This window comes from Streptomyces subrutilus (genome assembly GCF_008704535.1).
Lineage (GTDB): Bacteria > Actinomycetota > Actinomycetes > Streptomycetales > Streptomycetaceae > Streptomyces > Streptomyces subrutilus.
Map to the genome: position 1 here is coordinate 1,224,689 of NZ_CP023701.1, position 26,318 is coordinate 1,251,006.

The 26,318-nt window shown below is 75.2% G+C and carries 25 protein-coding genes; 11 read left to right on the plus strand and 14 right to left on the minus strand.

Features of this window, described 5'->3' with window-relative positions:
* Positions 1 to 87 precede the first annotated feature (87 nt).
* Positions 88 to 2,295 carry an immunoglobulin domain-containing protein gene (locus CP968_RS05250; RefSeq protein WP_150516871.1) on the minus strand — a complete coding sequence of 736 codons (2,208 nt, stop codon included), beginning with the start codon at positions 2,293 to 2,295 and terminating at the stop codon, positions 88 to 90.
* A 75-nt stretch (positions 2,296 to 2,370) separates the two neighbouring features.
* The gene (locus tag CP968_RS05255) at positions 2,371 to 2,907 is read right to left on the minus strand and encodes a hypothetical protein (RefSeq protein WP_150516872.1); all 537 of its coding nucleotides are present in this window, start codon (positions 2,905 to 2,907) and stop codon (positions 2,371 to 2,373) included.
* Positions 2,908 to 3,235: 328 nt separating this feature from the next.
* Between CP968_RS05255 and CP968_RS05260 the strand changes: the two genes are divergently transcribed.
* Complete coding sequence (locus tag CP968_RS05260) at positions 3,236 to 3,784, plus strand: GNAT family N-acetyltransferase (RefSeq protein WP_150516873.1); 549 nt, start codon at positions 3,236 to 3,238, stop codon at positions 3,782 to 3,784.
* A 423-nt stretch (positions 3,785 to 4,207) separates the two neighbouring features.
* Here the strand turns inward: CP968_RS05260 and CP968_RS05265 are convergent, their stop codons facing one another.
* The 5 genes from CP968_RS05265 to CP968_RS05285 form a co-directional block, all read right to left on the minus strand.
* Complete coding sequence (locus CP968_RS05265; RefSeq protein ID WP_150521733.1) at positions 4,208 to 5,641, minus strand: dihydrolipoyl dehydrogenase family protein; 1,434 nt, start codon at positions 5,639 to 5,641, stop codon at positions 4,208 to 4,210.
* Between the two features lie 198 nt (positions 5,642 to 5,839).
* The gene (locus CP968_RS05270) at positions 5,840 to 6,232 is read right to left on the minus strand and encodes a thioredoxin family protein (protein ID WP_150516874.1); all 393 of its coding nucleotides are present in this window, start codon (positions 6,230 to 6,232) and stop codon (positions 5,840 to 5,842) included.
* 93 nt (positions 6,233 to 6,325) lie between these two features.
* Positions 6,326 to 7,765 carry an aldehyde dehydrogenase family protein gene (locus tag CP968_RS05275; protein WP_150516875.1) on the minus strand — a complete coding sequence of 480 codons (1,440 nt, stop codon included), beginning with the start codon at positions 7,763 to 7,765 and terminating at the stop codon, positions 6,326 to 6,328.
* A gap of 199 nt (positions 7,766 to 7,964) precedes the next feature.
* Positions 7,965 to 9,164: a thiolase family protein gene (locus CP968_RS05280; protein ID WP_150516876.1), complete on the minus strand. Its 1,200-nt coding sequence runs from the start codon at positions 9,162 to 9,164 to the stop codon at positions 7,965 to 7,967.
* A 204-nt stretch (positions 9,165 to 9,368) separates the two neighbouring features.
* Positions 9,369 to 10,421, minus strand: coding sequence for a LacI family DNA-binding transcriptional regulator (locus tag CP968_RS05285; RefSeq protein ID WP_150516877.1), 1,053 nt, complete (start codon positions 10,419 to 10,421; stop codon positions 9,369 to 9,371).
* A gap of 500 nt (positions 10,422 to 10,921) precedes the next feature.
* On the opposite strand from CP968_RS05285, the gene CP968_RS05290 reads away from it, so the two are divergent.
* The 4 genes from CP968_RS05290 to CP968_RS05305 all read left to right on the plus strand — a co-directional run bounded on the left by CP968_RS05290 (position 10,922) and on the right by CP968_RS05305 (position 14,991).
* Positions 10,922 to 12,175 (plus strand): MFS transporter, encoded by a 1,254-nt coding sequence (locus CP968_RS05290; protein ID WP_167536764.1) that lies wholly within the window; start codon positions 10,922 to 10,924, stop codon positions 12,173 to 12,175.
* 76 nt (positions 12,176 to 12,251) lie between these two features.
* Entirely contained in the window at positions 12,252 to 12,947 is a 696-nt protein-coding gene (locus tag CP968_RS05295) for an alpha/beta fold hydrolase (protein ID WP_150516878.1), read from the plus strand.
* Positions 12,948 to 13,132: 185 nt separating this feature from the next.
* Complete coding sequence (locus tag CP968_RS05300) at positions 13,133 to 14,539, plus strand: amidase (RefSeq protein ID WP_150521735.1); 1,407 nt, start codon at positions 13,133 to 13,135, stop codon at positions 14,537 to 14,539.
* A gap of 47 nt (positions 14,540 to 14,586) precedes the next feature.
* Positions 14,587 to 14,991: a hypothetical protein gene (locus CP968_RS05305; RefSeq protein ID WP_150516879.1), complete on the plus strand. Its 405-nt coding sequence runs from the start codon at positions 14,587 to 14,589 to the stop codon at positions 14,989 to 14,991.
* Here CP968_RS05305 and CP968_RS05310 read toward each other — a convergent pair.
* Together CP968_RS05310 and CP968_RS05315 are read right to left on the minus strand one after the other, a co-directional pair.
* Complete coding sequence (locus CP968_RS05310) at positions 14,951 to 15,490, minus strand: putative immunity protein (protein ID WP_150516880.1); 540 nt, start codon at positions 15,488 to 15,490, stop codon at positions 14,951 to 14,953. The genes CP968_RS05305 and CP968_RS05310 overlap by 41 nt on opposite strands.
* A 14-nt stretch (positions 15,491 to 15,504) precedes the next feature.
* Positions 15,505 to 16,167 (minus strand): O-methyltransferase, encoded by a 663-nt coding sequence (locus CP968_RS05315; RefSeq protein WP_150516881.1) that lies wholly within the window; start codon positions 16,165 to 16,167, stop codon positions 15,505 to 15,507.
* Positions 16,168 to 16,287: 120 nt separating this feature from the next.
* Here CP968_RS05315 and CP968_RS05320 point away from each other — a divergent pair, with 120 nt between their 5' ends.
* Positions 16,288 to 16,752: a type II toxin-antitoxin system PemK/MazF family toxin gene (locus tag CP968_RS05320; protein WP_150516882.1), complete on the plus strand. Its 465-nt coding sequence runs from the start codon at positions 16,288 to 16,290 to the stop codon at positions 16,750 to 16,752.
* Between the two features lie 40 nt (positions 16,753 to 16,792).
* Here the strand turns inward: CP968_RS05320 and CP968_RS05325 are convergent, their stop codons facing one another.
* Positions 16,793 to 17,617 (minus strand): TIGR02452 family protein, encoded by an 825-nt coding sequence (locus CP968_RS05325; protein WP_150516883.1) that lies wholly within the window; start codon positions 17,615 to 17,617, stop codon positions 16,793 to 16,795.
* A 107-nt stretch (positions 17,618 to 17,724) separates the two neighbouring features.
* On the opposite strand from CP968_RS05325, the gene egtA reads away from it, so the two are divergent.
* From egtA to egtD, 4 genes are read left to right on the plus strand one after another with little or no spacing between them, the layout of a single operon-like run.
* Positions 17,725 to 19,053: an ergothioneine biosynthesis glutamate--cysteine ligase EgtA gene (gene egtA / locus CP968_RS05330; RefSeq protein WP_150516884.1), complete on the plus strand. Its 1,329-nt coding sequence runs from the start codon at positions 17,725 to 17,727 to the stop codon at positions 19,051 to 19,053.
* Positions 19,050 to 20,438 carry an ergothioneine biosynthesis protein EgtB gene (gene egtB, locus CP968_RS05335; RefSeq protein WP_150516885.1) on the plus strand — a complete coding sequence of 463 codons (1,389 nt, stop codon included), beginning with the start codon at positions 19,050 to 19,052 and terminating at the stop codon, positions 20,436 to 20,438. The genes egtA and egtB overlap by 4 nt, the downstream gene beginning before the upstream one ends.
* The gene (gene egtC / locus CP968_RS05340; RefSeq protein ID WP_150516886.1) at positions 20,438 to 21,214 is read left to right on the plus strand and encodes an ergothioneine biosynthesis protein EgtC; all 777 of its coding nucleotides are present in this window, start codon (positions 20,438 to 20,440) and stop codon (positions 21,212 to 21,214) included. Before egtB ends, egtC begins: the two co-directional genes overlap by 1 nt.
* On the plus strand, positions 21,211 to 22,185 hold the full coding sequence (gene egtD, locus CP968_RS05345) for an L-histidine N(alpha)-methyltransferase (RefSeq protein WP_150516887.1): 975 nt from the start codon (positions 21,211 to 21,213) through the stop codon (positions 22,183 to 22,185). Before egtC ends, egtD begins: the two co-directional genes overlap by 4 nt.
* On the opposite strand, the gene CP968_RS05350 is transcribed toward egtD, so the two are convergent.
* The 3 genes from CP968_RS05350 to CP968_RS05360 all read right to left on the minus strand — a co-directional run bounded on the left by CP968_RS05350 (position 22,068) and on the right by CP968_RS05360 (position 25,312).
* Positions 22,068 to 23,054 (minus strand): lysophospholipid acyltransferase family protein, encoded by a 987-nt coding sequence (locus tag CP968_RS05350; protein ID WP_150516888.1) that lies wholly within the window; start codon positions 23,052 to 23,054, stop codon positions 22,068 to 22,070. The genes egtD and CP968_RS05350 overlap by 118 nt on opposite strands.
* The gene (locus CP968_RS05355; protein WP_208835978.1) at positions 23,051 to 23,929 is read right to left on the minus strand and encodes a GNAT family N-acetyltransferase; all 879 of its coding nucleotides are present in this window, start codon (positions 23,927 to 23,929) and stop codon (positions 23,051 to 23,053) included. Before CP968_RS05355 ends, CP968_RS05350 begins: the two co-directional genes overlap by 4 nt.
* Before the next feature lie 120 nt (positions 23,930 to 24,049).
* Entirely contained in the window at positions 24,050 to 25,312 is a 1,263-nt protein-coding gene (locus CP968_RS05360; RefSeq protein ID WP_189828882.1) for an extracellular solute-binding protein, read from the minus strand.
* Positions 25,313 to 25,477: 165 nt separating this feature from the next.
* On the opposite strand from CP968_RS05360, the gene CP968_RS05365 reads away from it, so the two are divergent.
* Complete coding sequence (locus tag CP968_RS05365; RefSeq protein WP_150516891.1) at positions 25,478 to 25,696, plus strand: dodecin; 219 nt, start codon at positions 25,478 to 25,480, stop codon at positions 25,694 to 25,696.
* A gap of 122 nt (positions 25,697 to 25,818) precedes the next feature.
* Here the strand turns inward: CP968_RS05365 and CP968_RS05370 are convergent, their stop codons facing one another.
* Complete coding sequence (locus CP968_RS05370) at positions 25,819 to 26,310, minus strand: phosphatase domain-containing protein (RefSeq protein WP_150516892.1); 492 nt, start codon at positions 26,308 to 26,310, stop codon at positions 25,819 to 25,821.
* Positions 26,311 to 26,318: the final 8 nt, after the last annotated feature.

The window sequence follows — 26,318 nt, forward strand, 5'->3', positions numbered from 1 at the left end:
GGACGGGCGGACGGGCGGACGGGCGGACGGGCGGACGGGCGGACGGGCGGAACTCCCCCGGACCGGGGGGAGTTCCCTGCCGCCCCGTCACGCGGCGCCGCCCGGGCGCCTGCGCCGCACCAGTGCCCAGCCGGCCGCCGTGAGCACGACGGCCGCCCCGCCGAGGGAGGCCACGGTCACCCCCGTCGAGGCGAGCGCACCGCCCGTCGTACCGCCGGCAGCGGTGGCCCCGCCGGAGCCCCCGCCGGCCGTGCCGCCGGAGGCGGTGCCACCGGTGGTGGTGTCGGAGGAACCGCCGGCCGCGCCGGCCGTGACCGTGCCGTCGCCGCCACCCGTAGCAGCCGTACCACCCGTACCGCTCGTACCGGCCGAGGCATCCGTACCGCCCGTACTTCCCGTACCGCCCGCACCCTCCGTGGAGGAGCCGTCCGGCGGCGCCGTCACCGTGAGCGTGATCGCGGTGGTGCGGCTGGTGCCGGCGGAGTTGTGGAACTCGGCCCGGTAGCGCTGCCCGTCGTGAGCGGCCGCGGCGGTGAAGGCGTACGTCGCCGCGGTCGCTCCCGGCACCGCCTTCCAGTTCTTCCCGGCGTCCGTGCTGACCTGCCAGACGACCGCGGGGCTGGGAGTTCCCTCGGCCCGGGCGGTCAGGGAGACGACGGTGCCGGCCGTGACGGTCCGGTCGGTGGGCCCCTGGGCGACCGTCGGGGACACGGACCGCTCCAGTCGGACGATCCGCCCCTCGGCCGGGTTGGTGACGAAGAGGGTCCCGCCGCCGGGCTGGACCGCGAGCGAGGCGGCGCCCGACTGGCCGTGGTTTCCGGGCAGGACGACCGGCTTCGCCGCGGGCTTGAGGTCGGCCGTGCGGTAGACGGCCAGGGCGCCGTTGTTGTCGGAGCCCGGCCTGGAGGGGTCGCCCGCGTCCTGCCACACCACGTACGCCTCGTGCGCGGCCGCGTCGAACCGCGCCGCGCGGGGCAGGTCCTGTCCCTCGACGGTGCCCACCCGCTCGCCCGCCGCGTCGTGGACGACCACCGAGGTGTCCAGGCCGACCCAGACCGCTCCGGTCTCCGGGTCCACTTCGGCGAAGCCGCCGAAGCCCTCGCCCCGCGGCAGCTCGACGGCCGCGGTGACCTTGAAGGCGGCGGTGTCCACGCGGTACATCCGGCGGTTGCCGAAGTCGGTGAACCACACCGCGCCGCGGGCGGCGTCGAGCGCGAACTCCTCGCCCCCGTCCAGGGTGAGGGTCCGCTTGACCGCGGCGGTGGCGATGTCCACCTCGGAGAGCACCGGCCCCTGCGCGACGAGCACCGTCCCGGGCGTGACGCCGGGGGCCGAGTCCGTGACGGCCGCGCCGGGGACCCACGCACCCGCGGCCGCGGAGTCTCCTTCCCTGGCGGTGCCGATGCCGCGCAGCGGGTAGGCGAAGACCACGCCGTCCCCGGGCAGCGGCGCGATCAGCTGCCGGACCGGCCGCTGGCTCAGCGCGCCCGTCGAACCGGGCGCCCGGGTGACGCTGCCGCGCAGCCTGCCGTCGGCCGGGTCCAGGACGTGCAGGCCGCTCTCGTTGGCGCCTGCGGTGTCGGGCAGGTCCTCCGAACCGACGTACAGCTTCCCGGAGTCGGGGTGGAGCAGGACGTCGCGCGGCTTGCCTGCGGTGGTGAACTGCGCGACCGCCGCGTACGCGACCGTGCCCTGCGGGACGTCGACCCCCTCGCCGCCGGGACCGACCGCGTCCCCGCCCCGGAACGCGACGGGGACCCGCACGTCCTGGGAGCGGTCGCCGACGCCCCGGTGGTCGACGCGGGTGACGACGGAGCAGGCCACCCGGGCGCAGTCGAGGCCCTCGCTCTTCGCGGTGAGCCTCAGCTCCACGTCGAAGCCTCCGCCCGCACCGTAGGGGGTGCCGAGCTCGCCGGCGTGCGCGTCCCCCACGGGGACGATCCACTGCGAGGCCTTGGCGGCGCCGGTCACGTCGGCCCCGCCGGCGCAGGGGGCCGGGAGCCTGTCGTCCCCGTTGTCCTTGCACAGGGCCACGTAGACGCCCTTGGCGGGGTCGTACCCCTTCCCGGTGACGCGCACGGTCTGGCCGGGCGGCGCGAGGTCGGATGCGGTGGAGACGGTCAACTGCTGTCCGGCGGAGCCCGGAGCGGTCCGGGGCGCCCCGGCGGCGGCGCTCACCGTGCCGCCGGAGGCGAGGGCGAGCGCGGAGGCCGAGGCGAGCACGAGGGTGAGGGCCGCGCCGGCGGCCCCGAGGCGGTGGGGTGCGGGGGGCGTGGTGGGGAGTGGGGCTGTCATGACTTCCTCGTCGACGTGGCCGGGACCCCTGCGCCGACGCGCGGGGTCCCGACCGGTGGCGGCTGCCCGGACGGGCTAGTTGAAGGCGACGGGGACGTGCACGTCGTACGTGCGGTTGGCCGAGTTGAAGTGGTCGGCGCGGGTGACGATGGCGCACTGGACGGTGTCGCCGCAGATCTGGCCGTTGCCCAGGTCGGCCTTGACGTGGATGGTCACGCTGAAGCTGCCCCCGGCGGCGAACTTCGAGGTGTTGGGCAGGGTGCCGCCGTAGGTGTTGTTCACCCAGTGCGAGGCGCCGGTGGTGCCGGCCTGGTCCGAACCGCCCAGACACGGGGTGGGCTTGTTGGCGCCCTGGGCCCCGCTGACCGCGCAGAGGCCCACGTATATGCCCTTGGCGGTGTTGAAGCCGCTGCCGGTGACGGTGACGTTCTGCCCGGCGGCGGTGGCGGTGCCCGGCGCGGTCACGCTCAGGTTGAAGGTCGCGCCGTCGGTGACCGTACGCGTGGACGTGGCGGCGGAGGCGGAGCCGGCGACGCCGAGGGCGAGGGCCACGGCGGCGGTGGAGGCGACGGCCGCGCGGGCGGCGGTACGGGACAGGAGGGCAGCACGCATCACTGGGACACCTTTCAGGTGCGGTCAGAGGGCTGAAACTGAGGTAAGGCTAACCTAAGATTGATCAAGGTGAAACCCCCTCCGCGAACCCGCGGACACGAAGCACCGCCCAGCTGCCGGTCCGTCAATTCCACTGTGTACCAGCACAGTTGCGGCGCACCCCGCGCTCGCGCCGCGCTCCCCACCCGGTCCGGCGCGGTACACCGGCCCGGGTTCGAGGGTCCCGCCCCCGGCCCTCGACCTGCGCGTTCGCCCCACGCCGGGGGTGGACTTCGCGGCGGCGCGACGCGGTGGTCCCCCGCTCGACCGGGGGCCTAGCATGGGGTCCATGCCCCTTACACCGTCACGGGTCGAACTGTGCCCGCTCACCCTCGCCGACCAGGACGAGTTCTGCTCGCTGGTACGGGCCAGCACCGCGCTCCACGTGCCGTGGATGCAACTGCCCGCGAACGCCGGGGAGTTCCGGGACTGGATGCACCGCTTCGAGGACGGCACCAACCGGGGCTACCTGATCCGCGTTCTGGAGACGGGCGCGGCGGCCGGCATGGTCAACATCAACTCGGTCATCCGGGGCCGCTACCAGGGCGCGTCCGTCGGCTACGCGGCCTTCGCCCCGTCCGCGGGCCGGGGCTACATGACCGAAGGCCTCGCGCTCGCCCTCGGGCACGCCTTCGGCGACCTGCGGCTCCACCGGCTGGAGGCGAACATCCAGCCCGAGAACACGACCTCGTTGGCCCTGGTCCGGCGACTCGGCTTCCGGTACGAGGGCATGTCGCCCGACTACCTCTACATCAACGGCGCCTGGCGCGACCACGAACGCTGGTCGATCACCGCCCCGTCCCCCTGGACGCCCGACCCTTCCCTTCCCGCGGTCTAGGGGATGCGCGCCGGCCCGTGCGGAGGGTTGTCGGCGGCGGCCGGCACGCCGGGCCCGTGCCGATCCGGGCGGGCGTCGCCGACGACGACGAGGGGGCTACGGGCCTGGCACAGGCGCTCCTGGCGGACACCCCCTGCGGGAACCGGCCGAGGGGACGCTCACCCGCACCTCCCCGCTCTCGGGAGGTCAGGACCCGTACCCCGCCCTCCTGAACTGCGACGACGTCCTCAGCCCGCGGTGCGACGTCCGCCCCGCCCGGGGCATCCCCCGCGACCGGAGCGACCGACTGGCCCGAGCCCTCGGCACCCGGCCCACCACGTGACCGGGCCGAGCGACCGGAGACCCGGCTCGGTGGGGTCGGGCCGGGCAGGTGGGTCGGTACCGCGCCGCGCCCCGGACCGGTCCGGGGCGCGGCGGGGCCGGTCAGGCCTGCCGGTACGCCTCCAGCAGCCGTAGCCAGATCTCGCTGATCGTCGGGAAGGCCGGCACCGCGTGCCACAGCCGGTCGATCGGGACCTCGGCCGCGACCGCGATGGTGGCCGCGTGCAGCAGCTCGGCCGCGCCCGGGCCCACGAAGGTGGCGCCGAGGAGGACTTCGCGGTCCAGGTCGACGACCATCCGGGCCCGGCCGCGGTACCCGTCGGCGTACAGGCCCGCGCCCGACACCTTCGCCAGGTCGTAGTCGACGGCCCGCACCCGGCGACCGGCGCCCTCGGCTTCCGCCAGGGAGAGGCCCACCGCCGCGGCCTCCGGGTCGGTGAACACCACCTGGGGCAGGGCCCGCTCGTCGGCCGTCGCCACGTGCGCGCCCCAGGGCGCGGTGTCCAGCTCGGCCTCCCCGGCCGCGCGGGCCGCGATGACGGCGCCCGCGATCCGCGCCTGGTACTTGCCCTGGTGGGTCAGCAGGGCGCGGTGGTTGACGTCGCCGACCGCGTACAGCCAGTCGTGGCCGGGGACCCGGCAGCTGTCGTCGACCCCGATCCACTCCCCCGGCGCCAGCCCCACCGTGTCCAGCCCGATGTCCTCGGTCCGCGGCGAACGGCCCGTGGCCATCAGCAGTTCGTCGCCCTCCAGGGTTTCGCCGCCCTCCAGGACCACCGTCACCGGGCCGGTCGACCCGTCCCGTACGACCGCCTCGACGGCCACCTCCGTACGGATCACCGCGCCGGCCTCGCGCAGCGCGTCGGCGACGAGCTCCCCGGCGAACGGCTCCATGCGCGGCAGCAGCCGCGAGCCGCGCACGAGCACCGTGACCTGCGAACCCAGCCCCTGCCAGGCCGTGGCCATCTCGGCGGCCACCACGGACCCGCCCACGATCAGCAGCCGCCCGGGCGCCTCCTGCGCGGAGGTCGCCTCGCGGCTGGTCCAGGGGCGGGCGTCGGCGATGCCGGGCAGGTCGGGGACGACGGCCCGGGTCCCGGTGGCGATGACCACCGCGTGCCGGGCGGAGAGCACGTGGTGCTCCCCCTCGGGGCTGGTGACGGCGACCTTGCGGACCCCGTAGAGCCGGCCGTGGCCGCGGTAGACGTGCGCGCCGATGGAGTCGAGCCAGTCGATCTGGCCCTGGTCCTTCCAGTCGCTCGCCCAGTAGTCCCGGTGCGCGAGGACCGCCGCCGTGTCCAGCGGCCCCCCGACGGCCCCGGCCAGCCCCGGCACCCGGCGGGCGTCCGCCCGGGCCAGCACGGGCCGCAGCAGCGCCTTGCTCGGGACGCAGGCCCAGTAGGAGCACTCCCCGCCCACGAGCTCGCTCTCCACCAGCGCCGTGCTCAGCCCGGCGGCACGGGCCCGGTCGACGACGTTCTCGCCGGCCGGCCCGCCGCCGAGCACCACGACGTCGTACTCCACCGCTTCGGTCATAGACACCTTCCAAGGATTCCGCAGGGTCCACCAGGACCCGCAGGAATCCCGGTCAGGGGCTCGATCCCGTCACTGTACGGGGCGGCCGCGGGTGTCGCGCGGGTTGCGGCGCGGCCCCGGCGTGGTGCGGTGGCACCGGGCCGGGGCCGCGTCGTGGGTCCGTCCGGGCCGGTCGGCGCCGACCGGCCCGGGGGCGGTTCAGCCCTTCGGGGTGCCGGGGCCGCCGGCGGCCTGCTGGTCCGCGGCGATCTTGGCGCGCACCTCGTCCATGTCGAGCGCGCGGGCCTGACCGATGATGTCCGTGAGGGCCGCCTCCGGCAGGGCGCCCGGCTGGGAGAAGATCGCCACCTGCTCCCGGACGATCATGAGTGTCGGGATGGAGCTGATCTCGAAGGCCGCCGCCAGCTCCTGCTGCGCCTCGGTGTCGACCTTGGCGAAGACCAGGTCGGGGTGGGCCTCCGAGGCCTTCTCGTAGACCGGGGCGAACTGCAGGCACGGCCGGCACCAGCCCGCCCAGAAGTCGATCAGCAAGAACGGGTTCTCGCTGACCGTCTGGTCGAAGTTCTCCTTGGTGAGCTCGACTGTAGCCACGGTGTCCAAACCTCCAGATGAGAGCCGTCTGCCTGCTTGAACGAACGACCCGCCCGCATCATTCCGCACGTCCCCCGCAGGGGGGAGCGGCGGCTAGAACGGGTGGTCGGCCGGGGTCGTGCGGGCCGTGGTCCAGCGCAGCTCCGTGAAGGCGTCCAGGTTGGACTCGCCGCCGAACCGCGCGCCGGTGCCGGACGCGCCGACCCCGCCGAAGGGGGCGACGGCCTCGTCGTTCACCGTCTGGTCGTTGATGTGGGCGATCCCGGTCGGGATCCGCTCGGCCAGGTCCAGGCCGCGGGCGGCGTCGCGGGTCACGATCCCGAGCGAGAGGCCGTACGGTCCCGCCGAGGCCAGCGCGACCGCCTCCTCCTCCGTCGCGAAGGACCGTACGGGCGCGACGGGCCCGAAGACCTCCTCGGCGTACGCGGGGGTGTCGTCGGCGACGCCCGCCAGGACGGTCGGCCGGTAGAAGAGGTCCCGGTGGGTGCCTCCCGCGACGAGCTTGGCCCCCTGCGCCGTGCTCGCCTCGACCAGGGCGTGCACCCGCTCCACCTGGCCGGCGTCGATCAGCGGGCCCAGGTGGACCTGCTCGCGGTACGGGTCCCCGACCGCGAGGGCGTCGGCGCGCGCGGCCAGCCGCTCCACGTACTCGTCGTACAGGGAGGCGTGCACGAGGTGGCGGCCGGCGGTCATGCAGATCTGGCCCTGGTGGAAGAAGGAGCCCCAGGAGGCCTGCGCCACGGCCGCCTCGATGTCGGCGTCGCGCAGGACGACGAGCGCGGAATTGCCGCCCAGTTCCAGGTGGGCGCGCTTGAGGTGCCGGCCGGCCAGTTCGCCGACCGCGCGTCCGGCCGCGGTGGACCCGGTGAAGGACACCACCCGCACCCGGGGGTCGGCGACCAGCGCGGCCCCCGTCTCGGCCCCGCCGGGCAGGACGTGCAGCAGCCCGCCCGGGAGGCCGGCGGCCACGAGGACGGCCGCGAGCGCGAGGCCCCCGGACACCGCGGTGCGCCGGTCCGGCTTGAGCAGCACCGCGTTGCCCAGCGCCAGCGCGGGCGCGACCGAGCGCACCGCCAGGACCAGCGGGACGTTGAACGGGGCCACGACCCCGACCACCCCGGCCGGCACCCGGCGGGTGAAGGACAGCCGCGGCGCCTCGCTCGGCAGCACCTGTCCGGTCGGGCGGGAGGCCAGCGCGGCGGCCTCGTAGCACTCCTCGGCGGCGACGTGCAGTTCGAAGGCGGCCTTGCCGGGTATGGAGCCCGTTTCCCGCACCAGCCACTCGCGCAACTCGTCGGCGTGGGTGGCGAACAGGTCTCCGGCGCGGCGCAGCACGGCGGCGCGTTCCAGGTGGGTGGCGCGCGCCCAGTCCCGCTGCGCGGCGCGGGCCCGTACGGCGGCCTCGGCGACATCGCCGGGTGCGGCCAGGTCGAGCGTGGCGAGGGTTCGGCCGGTGGCGGGTTCGACGACGGGTGCGGCGCCCCCGGTGAGGGTGGGTCCGTCCTGCCAGAGCGTCGGGTCGAGGAGCGGCATGGCGCGGGGCCTCCGGGTGGGGATGGCTGGGGCGGGGGGCGGCAGCATGCGCCATCGTGCCAGACCGGAGGTCCCAGTTCTGTTCAGTTATTGGGCAGTTGGCATGTGCCGGTGACCGGAAACGATCCACGCCGCCGGGTGGGAGGCGCGTTCGCGCGCACGTGTCCGCGGTGGTCCGGACGTGCGCGCGCCGCCCGGTTCAGCGTTCCAGGACGAGCGCGATGCCCTGGCCGACGCCGATGCACAGCGTCGCCAGGCCCGTGCCGGATCCGGCCGCTGCCAGTTGGTGCGCGACCGACCCCGCCAGCCGCGCGCCCGAGGCCCCGAGCGGGTGGCCGATGGCGATGGCGCCCCCGCGCGGGTTGAGCACGGCGGGGTCCAGCTCGGGCCAGGCCGAAAGGCAGCCCAACGCCTGCGCCGCGAAGGCCTCGTTCAGTTCGAGGACCGACAGCTCGGCCAACCCGCGGCCGGCCTTGCCGAGGGCCCGCGCGACGGCGTCCACCGGTCCCAGGCCGAAGAGCCGGGGCTCGATCCCGGTCACCGCAGAGGCGCCGATGCGGGCGAGCGGCTCGCGGCCCGTGGCGGCGAGCCCCGCCTCGTCGGTCAGCAGCAGGGCGGCCGCGCCGTCGTTGAGCGGGGAGGCGTTGCCGGCCGTCACCGTCCCCGAACCGTCCGTCCGGAAGGCCGGCTTGAGCCGGGCCAGCGCCTGCGGGCCGGAGTCCTCGCGGACGCACTCGTCCCGCACCAGGTCGACACCGGGGTACGGGACGACCTCCGCGTCGTACTGTCCCGCGGCCCAGGCGGCCGCGGCCTTGCGGTGGCTCTCCAGGGCGAAGGCGTCCTGCGCCTCGCGCCCGATCCCGCACTTCTCGGCGACGAGTTCGGCGCCCTCGCCGAGCGAACCGGTCCAGTCCGCGGACATCCGCGGGTTGGTCATCCGCCAGCCGAGGGTGGTGGACCACATCTGCTGGTGGCCTGCGGGGAAGGTCCGTTCGGGCTTCTGCACCACCCAGGGGGCGCGGCTCATCGATTCGACGCCGCCGGCGATGGCGACGGAGGCGTCACCGAGCGCGATGGCGCGGGCGGCCTGTACGACGGCTTCCAGACCCGAGCCGCAGAGCCGGTTGACGGTGACCCCCGGAACGGTCACGGGCAGGCCCGCCAGCAGCACCGCCATCCGGGCCACGTCGCGGTTGTCCTCGCCCGCGCCGTTGGCGTCGCCGAAGACCACGTCGTCGATGCGGGCCGGGTCGAGGTCCGGCGTACGGTCCACCAGCGCGCGGACGACGTGCGCGGCCAGGTCGTCGGGGCGGATCCCGGCCAGGGCCCCGCCGAACCTGCCGATCGGGGTGCGGACGGCGTCGACCACGTAGACGTCGCGGACGGTGCGGATGCTCATGGGGTCTCTCCTGGGCGAATCCGTGCGGGTGCCGGCGCGCCGGCCCCGGTGGTCCGGGGCGGTCCGCTGCCGGGCGGTCCGGTTCCCGGGCGGAGCGGTTCCGGTGGACGGTTCGCCGGGACCCCGCCGCCGGGCACGCCCGGTGGGGCGCGCCCGAAGTCTCCGTCCGCAGGTCACCGCCTGTCAACGGCCCCCCGGGGCCGGTCAGGTCGATTCGCGGTGCACGGCGACGGCGGTCATCAGGTCGTGCCGTCGCGTGAGCTCGGACGGTTCGCGCACCGCGCGGTCCACCAGTTCCGCGAGGTGGTCACCCGTCGGCAGTTCCAGCCGCACGGTGCTCAGCCGGGGCCGCAGCAGCCTGCCGAGGAGCAGGTCGTCGGCGCCGATGACCGCGACGTCCGCGGGGACGGCGAGCCCCTCGTCCTGGAGGGCCCGCATCAGCAGCATCGCGTACTCGTCGTTGTAGGCGAAGGCCGCGTCGCGCCCGAGCCGGCGCCAGCGTGCCGCCAGCGCGGCCGCGGACTCCTCGGTGTAGGCCATCGGGAAGGTCTCGACGTCGGCGCCCGCGACGGAGCGGGCACCCGCGAGGCGGGGCGCCGAGAACAGCTCCAGACCGTCCTCCTCGGGCACCACCACGCCGATCCGCCGCCGCCCCCGTTCCACGAGGTGCGCGGCCGCCCGGGCCCCCACCTCCTGCTGGTCCATGACCAGCGCGTGCGCGCCCGGGACCCCGTCCGGGCCCATGGTTATCACCGCGCGGGCGCCGGCGCGCTTGAGGGTGGCGACGTTGTGCGCGGAGAGCGTGATCTCGCCGAGCGAGATCACCGCCACCGGCCGCAGCTCCGCCCAGGCGCGCGCGGCCTCGTCGCCGGTCAGGCCGAGGCTGCCGTACTGGACCACCGTGTAGTCCAGCCGGCGCAGCGCCCACTGGAGCTCGTTGAGGAACGCGCTGTACAGCGGGCCCACCGGCACGTGCGAGGTGGGCAGCAGGACGAGGCGGGTGTGCCCGGCGCGCAGGCTGCGCGCCGCCGCGTGCGGTACGTACCCGAGCTCCTCGGCGGCCCGGCGGACCTTGAGGCGGGTCGGCTCGCTGATGCGCACGGCTTCCGCGTTGTTGAGCACGTACGAGACGGTCGCGCGCGACACGCCGGCGAGGCGGGCCACGTCGGCGCTGGTCGGGACGGGTGGCGGAGGCGTCAGGGGGGACGGTCCGGTGGCCGGTGTGGGCGGCGTCGGCGACTTCGGTGACTGTGACATTGCCGGTGCATCCTTCCAGACCGGGTTCCGTCCGGGCTCCCGGCGTTGGCCTGAAACGCATGCTACAGAGCGTCGGCGCGCGCCGCGGCGCCGCGGACCGCCGCGGGGGACGGGACCCGTCGCCCGAGGGGCCCTGCGGTGCCCGGGTGCGAGGGGGTGGGGACGGTGCGGGCGGGGCGGGCGGTGCGGCTGCCGGGGCGGTACGGGCGCCGGCGCCGCGGGCCGGGGCCGCAGGCCGCTCCGCACCGCCCGGCAGGTCACGGCCCGGCCGGTGCCCGATCGCGCCGCGTCCGACCCGGGACCTCACCGGTCCCGCGGCCGGTCCCGCGGCCGGTCCCGCGGCCGGTCGCGACCGGCCGCGGGATAACGGTCCGGTCCCGGGTCTAGCGGAAGGCCGAGTGGCTGGGATACACAGTGTTCACACACCGCGTTGACACGTGTAACCCGGCTGTCACCCCCACGTCACCCCTCATCCGCTCACGCCTGCCCCGGAGGTCCCCGTGGCCAGAACCCAACCCGGCGCGGGCACCGGCACAGCCGATGCCCGTCCCTCAGACCCGGCCGCTCCCGGCCGTGGACTGCTCCCGCTGCTGCTCGTCGGCAACACCGCCATGTACGCCCTCTACATCGGCGTCGCCGGCGTCCTGCTCGCGCTCCAGGTCGAAGACATCGACCCGGCGGACAAGGTCGCCAACTTCGGCCTGATCGCTGGTGTCTCGGCCGTCTTCGCCACCGTGTTCAACCCCGTCGCCGGCGCGCTGTCCGACCGCAGCGGGCGGCGCAACCCGTGGATACTCGGCGGCGGCCTCGCCGCCGTACCGGCCATGTTCCTGCTCGGCTTCGCCGACACGATCCTGCTGATCACGATCGCCTGGTGCCTCGGCCAGGCCGTCATGAACATCTACCAGGCCGCCCTCACCTCCGTGGTCCCCGACCGCGTCCCGGTGACGGCCCGCGGCAAGGCCTCCGCGGCCGTCGGCCTCGGACTGCCGTTCGGCTCGACGCTCGGCGCCCTGCTGGGGGCCGCGTTCTCCGAGGACTACCGCACCGGGTACCTCGTCTTCGGCGCGCTCGTCGCGGGCGCCGCCGTCCTCTTCACCGCCTGCACGCGCGAGGAGCGCCTCCCGGTACGGCCGCCGATGCCCGTCAGGGCCCAGCTCTCCGCCTTCGCGAGCGCCCTCGGCGACCACGACTTCCGGTGGGCGTTCATCGGCCGGGCGCTGCTCGTCCTCGGGTACTTCGCGGTCAGCGGGTACCAGCTCTACATCCTCCAGGACCACACCGTGCTCCCCGACGGCATGGAGCCGGAGACCGCGGTGGCGGTGATGATGCCGCTGACCAGCGTGGCGATGGTCGTCTCCACGGTCCTCGGCGGCTACCTCTCCGACAGGTTCGACCGGCGCAAGCTCTTCGTGGGGGCCTCCGCGCTCCTGTCCGCCGTCGCCCTCGTCATCCCGGCCCTGTCGACCAGTTGGACGGCGATGCTGACCTTCGCCGTGGTCAACGGACTCGCGTTCGGCTGCTACATGGCCGTGGACACCGCGCTCGTGACGATGGTCCTCCCCAAGGCCGAGGACGCCGCCCGCGACATGGGCGTGCTCAACATCGCCAACGCGGGCCCGCAGATCGTCGCGCCCTTCATCGCCTCGGTGGTCGTCTCGCTCAGCGGCGGCTACACCGCCCTCTTCGTCCTCGCCGCCGTCCTGGCCGTGGCCGGGGCCCTGGCGGTGATGCCGATCCGCAGCGTCCGCTGACCGCCTGCCGGACGGCGGCGCGGACCCTCGCGGCCGCCGGTCCGCGCCCCCGAGCACCCACCGAGAAAGGCACCCCGTGCAACTCCACACCCACACCTGGGGCGAGGGCGACCGCGTCGCCCTCCTGATCCACGGCATGATGGCCGACCACCGCACCTGGCGGCGCGTGGGACCCGCCCTCGCGGACCGCGGGTACCGCGTCATCGCCGTCGACCTGCGCGGCCACGGCGCCAGCGGGCGCGGCGACTACGCCCCGGAGCTCTACGCGGACGACCTCGCCGAGACGCTCCCGGCCGGCGCCGAATTGGCCCTCGGCCACTCCTTGGGCGGCCTGGCGCTCTCCCTCGCGGTCGACCGGCTGCGGCCGTCGCGGGCCGTCTTCTCCGACCCGGCGTGGCACCTCCCCGCTCCGGCGGACGGCTTCGGCCCCGAGCTGCTCGCGCAGTTCAAGCACGCCCCGAGGGAGCGGATACGGGCGATGAACCCGCGCTGGGCGGAGGCGGACGTCGACATCGAGGTGGAGACGCTCGCCCTGTGGGACGAGCGGACCGCCCTGGGCCTGTCCTCCCTCACCGGTACGGACCTGCTCCCCGCGGCGCCCGTGGTGCCCTCGCTCGTCCAGCTCGCGGATCCGAGCGCGCTGATCCCGCCGGAGCGCGCGGAGCTCCTCGAAAGCCGCGGTTTCGAGGTCCGCTGCGTCGCGGGCGCCGGACACACCGTCCACCGGGACGACTTCGAGGGGTTCATGTCCTCGCTGGAGGGCTGGGTCTAGGCCGTCTCTTTCGGATCTTGTCGGGACCGCCCGCCGCGCGGGTCTGGCCGTCGGCCACCGCTCCCCACTACCGTCTACGTACCTACCGACGGGTAAGGGGAGGGGTCCCGGTGTCCGAGCCGACCGCACCACCGGCCGCGGCCCGCGCCGCGACGGCCGCCGCCGCGCCCCTCGGCCTGGCCGCCATGGCGGACGCGCTGGCCGAAGGTTCCGTCTCCGCGCGCAGGTTGGTGCAGGAAGCCCTGCACCGGATCGCGGAGGCGCAGCCGCGCCTCAACGCCTTCCGCAGCGTGCGGGCCGAGGCCGCGCTCGCCGAGGCGGACGCCGCCGACCGGCTGCTGGCCGGTGGTGGGCGGCTGCCGCTCCTCGGCGTGCCGATCGCCGTGAAGGACGACATGGACCTGGCCGGCGAGGTGACGGCCTTCGGCTGCGGCGGCCCGTTCGCGGCCAAGACCTCCGACAGCGAGGCGGTACGGCGGTTGCGCGCGGCCGGCGCCGTGATCGTCGGCAAGACCCAGACGCCCGAGCTGGGCCAGTGGCCCTTCACCGAGGGCGCGGCCTTCGGGCGCACCCGCAACCCGTGGAACCCCGACCACACCCCCGGCGGCTCCTCGGGCGGTTCGGCGGCCGCCGTGGCGGCGGGCCTGGTGCCGGCGGCGCTCGGGTCGGACGGGGCGGGGTCGGTCCGGATACCGGCGGCGTGGACGCACCTGATCGGGGTGAAGCCGCAGCGCGGACGCATCTCCACCTGGCCCGAGCCCGAGTCCTTCAACGGCCTCACGGTCAACGGCGTGCTGGCCCGCACGGTCGCCGACGCCGCGCTCCTGCTCGACGCGGCGAGCGGCCGCCACCCGGACGACCTGCACCGTCCCGCGCGCATCTCGGCGGTCGAGGCGGCCCGGCGCCACCCGCGACGGCTGCGGATCGCCCTGTCCTTCGGCACGCCGTTCACGGCGACCGCCACGCCCCTGCACCCCGAGGTGCGCGCGTCCGTGGAGCGGCTGGCGGTCCGCCTGGAGTCGCTGGGCCACGAGGTGGTCCCGGAGGACCCCCGGTACGGCCCCATCGGCCTGACCTTCGTGCCGCGCGCGACGGCGGGCGTACGGGACTGGGCGTCCCGGGTGCCGGACCCCGCGCTGCTGGACCCCCGGACGCTCGGGGCCGTACGGACGGGCCGGGCGCTGGGCGGGCTGCCCCTGCGGGTCTCCCGCCGTGCGGAGGCGGGGCTGCGGTGGCGGGTCGGCGAGATCTTCGGCCGGTACGACGTGGTCCTGACCCCGACCACGGCCGCTCCGCCGCTGCGCATCGGCGCGCTGGCCGGTCTGGGCGCGCTGGCCACGGACCGGGCGATGATCGCCGCCTGCCCGTACGCCTGGGCCTGGAACGTCCTGGGCTGGCCCGGGGTGAGCGTCCCGGCGGGCCTCACCACGACGGGGCTGCCGGTGGGCGCCCAACTGCTGGGCCCGGAGTCCTCGGAGCCGCTGCTGCTGGGACTGGCCGCGCAGGTGGAGGCGGCCGAGTCGCGGGCGTGGGCGGCCGCGTGGGCGGGTGTACCCGGTACGGGGGAGGCGCGGGTACTCGGTCGCGGCTGAGTACCCGCGCACTGTCGGGCCGCGGGGCGAGCGGGAACGATGGCGGCATGCGACGACGACTGCCGACCTCCGTGACCGCACCCCTGGGGACCCTGCTGCTGACCGGGGTGACGCTGGCCGCCTGGGCCGCCTGGCTGGGCTGGGACCAGCACCGCGACGTGCACCCCGACGGATCGGAGACCGGGCCCTATGCGGCCTGGCAGGTCGTCGGGCTGGTGCTGACGCTGCTGGTGGCGGCGTACGCGGCGGTGTCGCTGTGCAACAGGACGGTCTGCGTGCTGGGCATCACGGCCGGCCTGACCGCCGCCGCCTTCTGGGACTGGTCGGACGACTCCAGCGGCCTTTACGCGCTGGGCGCGACGATGGTGGCGCTGGGGAGCCTGACGGCCACGACGGCCGTGGCCTTCGTGATCACCGCGGTCCGCGGAGGGCGAGGCCGAGTTCGCGGATGAGCTCGCCCGCGCGCCCTCCGCCGGCAGGCGGCGCGGGCAGCCGGCCGAGCACCGCGGGGACCGCCGGCGGCGCGTGGTGGCGCGCCCAGGCGAGGGTCCCCCCGGTGGCGGGCGCGTGCCCGTCGCCGGCCAGCTCTTCCGCGCGCGCCGCGTGGGCCGCCGCGCCGAGGATGTGCTTCACCTGGTGGGCGCTGGCCTTCGGGTGGAGGAAGGCGGCGGCGGCCGCGTGGCTCGCCGCCCGCGCCGCGTCGCCCGCGGCGGGCGAGGCGGCTTCGGCCGCCGCCTTGTACGCGGCCCAGGCGCTCTGCCGCAGGGCCGTGGTGCGCGGTCCGCCGCGCGCGAAGGCCTCCGCCGCGTCGACGGCGTCGCGGGGGCGCGGGTCGGCGCCGTGGCCGTCTTCGAAGAGCGGCAGCACCCGCCGGGCGCACGCGGCCGCGTAGCCCGCTATCTCCCGGAGTTCGGCTTCGCTCAGCTCGATGGTGTCCGACTCTGTTGGCATGGGGCCATCGTGCCTCAGTGCGTGACGAGGGCCATGACGAGGCCGTCGTACCCCTTGCCGCCCACGGTCTGGAGCGCCGTGGCGGTCAGCCGGGGGTGTGCGGCGATCAGCTCGGTGAAGCGGCGCACGCCCTGGACGCGGGGGTCGGTGCTGGCGGCGTCGACGACGGCTCCGTCGCGCACGACGTTGTCCCCGATGATCACGCTGCCGGGCCGGGTCAGTCGCAGGGCCCACTCCAGGTACCCGGGGTTGGACGGCTTGTCGGCGTCGATGAAGACCAGGTCGAACGGGTCCGCGCCGACGAGCTGCGGCAGCAGGTCGAGGGCCTTGCCCCGGCGGACGTCCACCACGTGGTCCAGCCCGGCGCGGGCGATGTTGGCGGTGGCGACGTCCGCACACCGCTCGTCCGCCTCCAGCGTGACCAGCCGGCCGCCTTCGGGGAGCGCGCGAGCCATCCAGATGGTGCTGTACCCGCCCAGGGTGCCGATCTCCAGGATGGTCCGCGCGCCCCGGATGCGGGCCAGGAGGTGGAGCAGCTTCCCCTGGTTGGGGGCGACCTGGTGCGGTGGCAGGCCCGCCGCCGCCGAGTCCGCGACGGCCTCCCGCAGGGCCTCGTCCTCCTCGACCAACAGCCCGTCGAAGTAGGCGTCGACGTCCGTCCACGTCTGCCGGCTCATCTAATTCTCCCCTCTCGCCGAATGAGTTCCCAAAAGGAACTTACCCCATGGCCCCCCGCGCCCGGCACGGGGGCAGCCGGTACCCCGCCTTCCGTCCCGCGGCGCGGTAACCTCGCCCGAATGACGGCACTTTCCCACCACGGCAACGACCACCTCGACCAGCCCGGCCGGGACGGCGACACCGCCACCACCGAGGCCGACCCCCGCTCCATCGGCCCCGTGCGCACCTCCTACGCACCCGACCCCGACGGCGATCCCGACCCCGGCGAGATCGTGTGGACCTGGGTTCCCTTCGAGGAGAACGACGGGCGCGGCAAGGACCGGCCCGTGCTGGTCGTCGCGCGCGAGGCGGGCGGGCCGACGCTGCTCGCCGTGCAGCTGTCCAGCAAGCGCCACGACCACGACCGGGAGTGGGTGCCGATCGGCACGGGCCCCTGGGACGGCGCGGGCCGGGAGTCGTGGGTGGCCGTGGACCGGGTGCTGCGCGTGCACGAGTCCGGGATGCGGCGGGAGGCGTGCGCCCTGGACCCGGAGCGCTTCCGGCTGGTGGTCGACCGGCTCGGCGAGCGGTACGGCTGGCAGTAGCCCACCGCGATCGCGGCCCCGCCCGCGGCGGGGCCGCCGCTCAGGCGCCCAGGACCCGTTCGAAGGCTTCGCGCGTCCGCGGGTCGCGGTCCAGGACGGCGAACACCACCCGGTCGAACGCCCCCGCGAAGCGGCCGGCCAGCAGCGACCGGAAGGCCCCGGCCACCTCGGCCGGGTCGTTGCGGAACACTCCGCACCCCCAGGCGCCCAGCACCAGCCGTCCGTAGCCGTGCAGCGCCGCCACCTCCAGGACGCGCTCCCCGCGCCGGAGCAGGGCGGCCGGGATCTCGGCGGCCCGCTCGGGCTCCTGGCGCCGGATGGTGCCCGCGTTCGGGGCCGGGGAGGTCAGGAAGCCGACGCGGAACGGCGTCTCCAGCAGTGCGCCCCGGTCGTCGCGGAAGACGGGCACCCCGGGCGAGTGAATCACCCGGTCGGTGTAGAAGGTGCTGCGTTCCGCGCGGTGGACCGCGTAGTACTCCGGCGCCTCCAGGAGGGTCGCGTACAGGGCCGAGGCGCGGCACAGCGCCTCCTCCTGGGCCTTGGCCCCGCGGACGTAGCCGCCCCCGGGATTGCGGGCCGAGGCGAAGTTCAGGACCGCCACGGGAGCGCCCCCGGAGCCGTCCTCCGCGAGCCTGCGGGCCGCGACCGTGCTGCTCTCGGCGGTGACCTCGATCAGCCCCGCACCGGCCGGCCGGGGTGGCAGTTCGCCTGGAATGACCGGATCTGGTCCATATATCGTGGTTTCTGCCTTGGCCTTCGCCAGGGCGGCGTCCAAGGACACCTGCCGCCCCGACCCCGTCCGGTAGCCGCCGGCCGCCGCGACCTCCGCGTTCTCCCGCGCGATCTCGCGCAATCTGCTGCTCACGCCGCCATCCTGCGCACCGCATCCCTTGGCGGCAAAGGAATTTGTGCCCGAGGGACGGGTAGGCACCGGTGATGTCACGGCCGACGACAGGAGACGAGGACCCGCTCATGTCCCAGGATTCACCCGTTGCCGCACCGACCCCGCCCGCATCCTTGCCGCCCGATCCCGCGTCCACGCTCGACGAGACGCAGGCCGAGGACCTGCTCCACGGCATCTGCTTCAAGAACGGCCCGCCGAGGTTGCTCGGTGCCGAGCTCGAATGGCTGGTCGTGGACGCCGAGCGCCCCGGCCTGCCGCTGTCCGCGGAGCGTCTGTGCGAGGCGCACGCCGCCGCCCGCGCGCTGACCCTCGACTCCGAGGTGACCGTGGAGCCGGGTGGACAGCTGGAGCTCAGCTCGGCGCCCGCCGCCTCCCTCGGCGGATGCGTGGACTCCCTGCGGGGCGATCTCACCGCCGTACGGGCCGCCCTGCTCTCCCGGGGCATGCTCCTGCGCGGCCTCGGCCAGGACCCGCGCCACCCGCAGCGCCGGCTGCTGGCCAGCCCGCGCTACGAGGCGATGGAGGCCTACTTCGACCGCACCGGCCCGGCCGGCCGCTCGATGATGCGCGGCTCCGCCTCGGTGCAGGTCTGCGTGGACGCCGGCACCGAGGAGCCCGGCCTCTTCGGCCACGGGCGCAGATGGCGGCTGGCCCACCTGCTGGGGGCCGTCCTGGTGGCCGCCTTCGCCAACTCCCCCGGCGGCCAGGGCCCGTACGCCGGCTGGCGCTGTTCCCGTCAGGGCAACTGGGCCGACATCGACGGCCGGCGCGCGCTCGCCCCGCCGCTGGACGCCCCGCCCCGGTCCGGGTGGGTGCGGACGGCGCTGGACACCGAGGTGATGTGCGTGCGCTCGTCCGGCGACGGCCCCTGGTCGATGCCGCGCGGGCTGACCTTCCGCGGCTGGCTGCGCGGCGGGCCGCCGGGGCTGCGGCCGCCGACCGCCGAGGACCTCGACTACCACCTGAGCACGCTCTTCCCGCCGGTCAGGCCGCGCGGCCACCTCGAACTGCGGATGATCGACGCCCAGCCCGGCGACGACGGCTGGCTGGTGCCGGTCGCCGTGGTCCACGCCCTGTTCGACGATCCGGAGGCCGCCGAGACGGCGTACCGGGTGGCCAAGGGGCTCGCGGACTCCTACGGGACGGCGCCCGCGCCCCGCAACCCGCTGTGGCGTTCGGCGGCCCGGCACGGCCTCGCCGACCCCGAACTGCGGTCCGCGGCCGCCACCTGCTTCCGGGCCGCCGCCGAGGCCCTGCCCCGGCTCGGTGCGGACGCGCACGTACGGGACACCGTCGCGGCCTTCGCCGAGCGGTACGTGCTGCGCGGCCGATGTCCCGCCGACGAACCGCCCGAGCGGTGGCTCGGCGGCCCCACCGGACCGGAGGCCCGCCGATGAGCACCGCGTCCCGCCCCGGCCGTCCGCTGGACCCCCGCGACCCCGTGCACCCCGGGCCCGCACCGGCTGCCGCCGGCCCCGCCGAGCGGCCCCCCGGCCTGCGGGAGCGCGCGGCCCTCGCACTGACCGCGGCCCGCGTCCGCACGGCCGGGCTGACCGACCCGGTGAGCGAACAGGACCTGGTGGCGCAGCACTCCCCGCTGATGTCGCCGCTGGTCTGGGACCTCGCGCACATCGGGAACATGGAGGAGCTGTGGCTGCTGCGCAACGTCGCCGGCCGCGCGTCCCTGCACCCCGAGATAGACCCGCTCTACGACGCCTTCGAGCACCCCCGCGCCGAGCGGCCGAAACTGCCGCTGCTCGGGCCCGACGAGGCACGCCGGTACGCGGCCGAGGTGCGGGGCCGGGTCTTCGACCTGCTGGAGCGCACCCCGCTGGAGGGGACCGCGCTGCTGGACTCCGGGTACGTCTTCGGGATGATCGCCCAGCACGAGCAGCAGCACGACGAAACGATGCTGATCACCCACCAACTGCGGCCGGGCGCACCCGTGCTGGCCGCTCCCGAACCGGACGCGCCGTACGATCCGCCGGCCGCGCCGGAAGTGCTCGTCCCGGCGGGCCCGTTCACCATGGGCACCTCGGCCGAGCCGTGGGCGCTGGACAACGAGCGGCCCGCGCACATCCGGGAGACCGGGGCCTACTGGATCGACACGGCGCCGGTGACCAACGCCGCGTACGAGGAGTTCATCGCGGACGGCGGCTACCGCGAGCCCCGCTGGTGGGCGGCGCCGGGCTGGGAGCAGATCCGGACGCACGGGATCGGGGCCCCGCTGTTCTGGCGCCGGGAGGGCGGCCAGTGGCTGCGCCGGCGCTTCGGGGTGACCGAGCCGGTGCCCGGTGAGGAGCCGGTGCTCCACGTCAGCTGGTACGAGGCGGACGCCTACGCCCGCTGGGCGGGGCGCCGGCTGCCCACCGAGGAGGAGTGGGAGAAGGCCGCGCGCCACGACCCCGCGACCGGCCGCTCGACCCGCTACCCGTGGGGCGACGGCGACCCGACCGCCGACCGGGCGAACCTGGGCCAGCGCCACCTGCGGCCGGCCCGTGCGGGCAGCTACCCGGCGGGCGCCTCGGCGCTCGGGGTGCGCCAGCTCATCGGGGACGTGTGGGAGTGGACCTCTTCGGACTTCCTGCCCTACCCCGGCTTCCGGCCGTTCCCGTACCGGGAGTACTCGGAGGTGTTCTTCGGCCCCGAGCACAAGGTGCTGCGCGGCGGCTCCTTCGCGGTGGACCAGGTGGCCTGCCGGGGGACCTTCCGCAACTGGGACCTCCCCGTGCGGCGGCAGATCTTCTCCGGCTTCCGGACCGCGCGGGACGGTGGGGCCTGATGTGCCGTCACCTCGCCTATCTGGGACAGGAGGTGGCGCTGGGGCGGCTGTTGTGCGACCCCGAGCACTCCCTGGTGCGCCAGTCCTGGGAGCCGCGCCGTCAGCGGTACGGCACGGTCAACGCGGACGGCTTCGGCGTCGGCTGGTACGCGCCGGGCGATCCGGTGCCGGCCCGCTACCGGCGGGCCGGGCCGGTCTGGGGCGACGAGACCTTCGCCGACCTCGCGCGCGTGGTGCGCAGCGGGGCCCTGCTGGCGGCCGTACGGGACGCCACGCACCGCGGGGCGGACGGGGAGGCGGCGGCCGCGCCGTTCGCGGACGGCCGCTGGCTGTTCAGCCACAACGGGGCGGTGCGCGACTGGCCGGACGCGGTGGCCCCGCTCGCGGCGGGACTGCCGCCCGGGGAACTGCTCCGGTTGCCGGCGCGCACGGATTCGGCGCTGCTCTGGGCCCTGGTGCTGCACCGGCTGCGGGCCGGGGACGACCTGGGGACGGCCCTGGCGGAGCCGGTGCGGGAGGTCGCGGCGGCTTCGCCGGGCTCCCGGCTGAACCTGCTGCTGACGGACGGGTCCGCCATCGCCGCGACGGCCTGGGGCGATTCGCTCTGGTACCTGGCGGACCCGGCGGCCGGCCGCACGGTGGTGGCGTCCGAGCCGTACGACGACGACACCCGCTGGTGCGAAGTGCCCCCCGGGACCCTGCTGACCGCCACTCGTACCCGGGTCGAACTGACCTCTCTCAAGGAGTCCCCGTTCGGGGAGAAGGAGCGCTCGTGACCGACTTCCAGTTGACCCGGACCCTCGACGAGAACGCGGCGGAGACCGCGCTGCGGGCGGACGTCCTGCACGGGCTGACGGCCAGCCCGAAGGCACTGCCGCCCAAGTGGTTCTACGACGCGCGGGGCAGCGACCTGTTCGAGGAGATCACCCGGCTGCCCGAGTACTACCCGACGCGGGCCGAGCGGGAGATCCTGCTGGAGCGCGCGGGGGAGATCGCCTCGGCGAGCGGCGCGCGGACGCTGGTGGAGCTGGGCTCGGGCTCCTCGGAGAAGACCCGGCACCTGATCGAGGCGATGCCGGCGCTGGACACCTACGTCCCGGTGGACGTGAGCGAGAGCGCCCTGCGGGGGGCCGCGCAGACGCTGCTCGCGGCGCATCCGCGGCTGCGGGTGCACGCGCTGGTGGCCGACTTCACGCGCGCGCTGCGGCTGCCCGAGTCGCCGGGTCCGCGGCTGGTGGTGTTCCTGGGCGGGACGATCGGGAACCTGCTGCCGGCGGAGCGCGCGGTGTTCCTGGCGTCCGTACGGGCGATGCTGTCGCCCGGGGACGCGCTGCTGATGGGTACGGACCTGGTGAAGGACGAGGACGTGCTGGTGGCGGCGTACGACGATGCGCGGGGGGTGACGGCGGAGTTCAACAAGAACGTGCTGACCGTCGTCAACCGGGAGCTGGGGGCGGACTTCGACCCGGCCGGGTTCACGCACGTGGCGCGGTGGAACCGCGAGCGCGAGTGGATCGAGATGCGCCTGCGGTCCCGGTCGGACGTGCTGGTGAAGATCCGGGCCCTGGACCTGGTGGTGCCGTTCGCGGCGGGCGAGGAGATCCTGACGGAGATCTCGGCCAAGTTCCGTCAGGACGGGGTGCGCGGAGAACTGGCCGCCGCGGGGCTGGAGTTGGAGCAGTGGTGGACGGACGCGGCGGGCCGTTTCGCCCTGTCGCTGTCGGTCGCGGGCGGAAGGGCGGGCTGAGCGGGCGGGCCCGGTCGCGGGGGCCGTACTGCGGCCCGGTCCCCGCGCCGCCCCGTGGCGTGACCGGGGGCCGCTCCCGCCGACCCGCGCACGGCCGCCTCGGCCGCCGCCGCGAGGCCGCGCCGGTCGGCGTGCCGGCCGGGCGGTATCCGCGGCAGCAGGGTGACCTCGGCCCGGATCCCGCGGGACCGGGCGATCCGCCACAGCGAGGCGGTCAGCGGATCGTCGCCGACGAAGGACGGCTCCCCGGCCGGGGAGCCGTCCGCGCGCAGGTAGGCGAGGCGTACGGGCTGTACGGGGACGCGGGCGTCCAGAGCGGCCTGGAAGGCGGCCCTGCGGAAGGGTCCCTGCGCGCGCCCGCACCACGTGGAGCCTTCGGGGAAGACGGTGACCCGCTCGCCCACGCGCAGGGCGCGGGTGACGCGCCCGACGGTGGCCGGCAGGGCGCGGATCCGGTCGCGTTCGATGAAGAGGGTGCCGGCCCGGTCGGAGAGCCGGCCCAGGACCGGCCAGGCGCGGATGTCGCTCTTGGCCAGCATCCGGCAGGGCAGGACGGCGGCGACGAGTGGGATGTCCAGCCAGGAGATGTGGTTGGCGACGACGAGCCGCCCGCCGCCGAGGCCGGGGCCTCCGTACACGGTGAGGCGGATGCCGAAGGCCCGGACGAGTGCGGTGGCCCAGGCCCGGACGAGCCGGTGCCGCGGTCCGGCCGGCAGCAGCCGCACCGGCGGGGCGGCCAGGATGCCGGCCAGGAGCAGGGCGACGGCGGCGCCGAGGCGGAGCACGGCGAGCGGGACGGCCGCGGTGCGGCCCCCGTGGCCGGCGCAGGCCTCGGGGGTGCAGGGAGAGGTGGGCAGCCAGGCGTTCATGCGCCGGGGGCGAGCGCGAGGAAGTGCTTGAGGTAGCGGGGGTTGGTGCGGCGCAGCGAGAGCAGGACGTACAGGTCGGCGCAGCCGAACTCGGCGTCGAGGGCCGGTTCGCCGCAGACCCAGGCGCCCAGGCGCAGGTAGCCGCGGAGCAGCGGGGGGAGTTCCGTGCGGCCGGGGCGCGCCGCGTCGCGGGGTTCCCACGGGAGGTGGGGGGTGACGCGGTACTCGGCCGGGGCGAGGTTGCGGGTGAGGACGGTCTCCCGGGTGGCGGCGGCGAGGGCGCCGCCGTCGGCGAGCGGGATCGAGCAGCAGCCGGCGAGCCAGTTGTGCCCGGTGCGGACCATGTAGCGGGCGAGGCCGGCCCAGATCAGGGCGATGACGGCGCCGTTGCGGTGGTCGGGGTGGACGCAGGAGCGGCCGACCTCGACGAGGTCGGGGCGGATGGGCGCGAGGGCGGAGAGGTCGAACTCGGCCTCGGAGTAGAGGCGTCCGGCGACGGCGGCGCGTTGGGGGGGCAGCAGCCGGTAGGTGCCGACCACCCGGCCGGTCTCCTCGTCGAGGACGAGGAGGTGGTCGCAGTACGCGTCGAAGGCGTCGGCGTCGAGGCCCGGTTCGGGTCCGTCGAGCCGGGCGCCGAGTTCACCGGCGAACACCTGGTGGCGAAGGCGCTGGGCGGCCCGCACCTCGGCCTCGTCGCGGGCGAGGCGGACGGTGTAGCGGGGGCCCTGGCCGGGGGCGGTGCCCGCGGGGCGGGGAGGGGGGACGGGGACAGGGGTGCGATGGTCACGGCGGCTCCTGATCCGGGCACGGGGAGCCGGGTCGACAGGTGTGCGACCCGGCTCCTTACTTCTTCCGTGACCGGCTGGATTCGACATGACCGCGCAGCGGACCGCGGATGTGCGGACGCTGAACTCGCCGGTGGCGCGTCCGGGGCGCCGCTCCGCCGGGTCCGGGCCCCCGGTGTTCCGGCGGGGTCCGGGCCGCGGGCGCGGGGCTCAGCGGTCGGAGCTGAGGACCTTGCTGATGGTGTCGGAGGCCGTCTTGGCCGCCTGCTTGGGGTCTTGGCCGGTGAGCACGGCCGTCATGTACGGCTTGATCGGGTTCTTGCCCTCCAGCTCGGCCCAGCGGCCCGTGGGGGGTGTGGCCCGGCCCTGGGCCGCGCCGACGGCCATCGTGGCCGCGCCGTCGTTGCCCTCGACCAGGTGCGCGAGGGTGGTCTTGTTCGGTACGTAGCTCATCGTGCGGGCGAGTTCGGTCTGCCACTTCTCGCTGATCAGGGCGGTGATGACCTCGACGGCCCGGGCCCGGTGCGGGGTCTTGTCCGGGATGATCAGGTCGGAGCCGCCGGTGAAGACGGCGCCCGGCTTCTCCGCGGTCTTGCCGGGGATCGGGAAGAAGCCGAGCTTGCCCTTGAGGGCGGGGTTGGCCGCCTCGATCTCGGCGGCCTGGCTGGGCGTGCCGATGATCTGGGCGACCTGGCCGCGGGCGAAGACCTGCGCCTGCGGGGGCGTCTCCTCGTCGGCGTCCTTGGGGCCGTCGCCGAGGGCCTGGAGCTGCTTGTAGAACTCCATGCCCGCGAGGCCCTTGTCGTCGCCCAGCGTGCCGACCCACTGGCCGCCGGTCTCGACGGCGAGTTCGCCGCCCTCGTCCCATATGAACCCGGCCAGGACGTACCAGTTCTGGCCGGCGAGGTAGATGCCCTGCTGGCTGCCCTTGTCGAGCTTCTGTGTGGCCGAAATCCACTCCTGCCGGGTCTTGGGGCCGGGCTTCACGCCCGCGTCGTCGAAGAGGTCCTTGTTGTAGATGACCACGCGGTTGGCGGCGTACCAGGGCACGCCGTACTGGGCCCCGTTGATGCTGCCGGGGTCGGAGAGGCCCTTCAGCCAGTCCTTGCTGCCCCAGACGCGCAGGCCCTCCAGCGTGACCTCGGAGAGGCCGCCGGTCTCGATGTACTGGGCCACCTGGGTGTTGCCGACCTCGATGACGTCGGCGCTCTCCTTGCTCTTGCCTGCGAGGACGGCGTTGACCTTCTCGCCGATGCCCGTCCACTCCTGGATCTTGATCTCCAGGTCGATGTCGGGGTGTTCCTGTTCGAACGACGAGGTGAACTTGGTGATGAAGTCCTCCGAAGCGCTGCCCTTCATCAGCCAGAGCGTCACCTTCTGGGGGCCGTCGGCCGAACCGGCCAGCTGGCTGCAGCCCGTGAGGGCGGTCGCGGCGGCAAGGGCGGTACACGCGGCAAGGAAGCGGATCTTCACGAAAGTGTCACCTTCTGGGGATTGACTCAGATGGCTTGAAATTGGCATAGACCAATAGGCGGGTCAAGGGGTTTCGCTTCGAGACTCTTCCGGCAAAGTTCGCGGAGGCGGACGTACTGGGGCACCGTAGAACAAGGCAACTGCCACTCAGTGTCGGGAGACCCCATGTCCAACCACACGTACCGGGTGACCGAGATCGTCGGCACCTCCCCCGAGGGCATCGATCAGGCCATCCGCAACGCGATCGCCCGGGCGGGCCGGCACCTGCGCAACCTCGACTGGTTCGAAGTCGTCCAGGTGCGCGGGCACGTCGAGGACGGCGAGGTGGCGCACTACCAGGTGGGCCTCAAGGTCGGCTTCCGCCTCGACGACGAAACGCAGTAGTCGCAGCGCGGCACCCACGGCACCCACGGCACCCACAGCACTCGCGCAGCACGCCGGCGGGAGCGGCGGACGCGGCGCGGCAGGGCGGGCGGAGGGGCGGGCGCGGGCCCCCGGGGAGCCGCTCAGGTGCGGCCCTCGTCCTCCTGGGCGGACGTGAGCTCGGGCGCCTGCGCGGCCCAGTCCGCCAGGACCACCCGGAAGCCGGCCGCGCGCGCCGCCCGGCACACCAGCTCGTCGTCGTCCACCAGCATCCGCACCTCGCGGCCCTTCGCGATCCTCCGGAGCACCTCCAGCTTCGTCGTCCGGGCCGGCCGGCGGTCCTGGTCGCCGCGCATCCACACCCGCCCCTCGGGCAGGCCGTTGCGGTCGAGCCAGTCCGCCGTGTCGGCCCGGCAGCGCTCGGGGCGGCCCGTCAGGTAGACCACCTCGCAGTCGGCCGCGCTCGCCACCGCCAGCGCCACCCCGCGCGGCAGCGGCGGATCGGCCGGGGCCGCGCCGAAGAAGCCGTTCCAGTCGCGGGGCCGGCGCTCCAGGAAGTGCTGGCGGTGCGCGGTGTCGGCCAGCGTGTTGTCGATGTCGAAGACGGCCAGCGGTCTCGGGGTGCTCTCGCTCATCCGGCCAG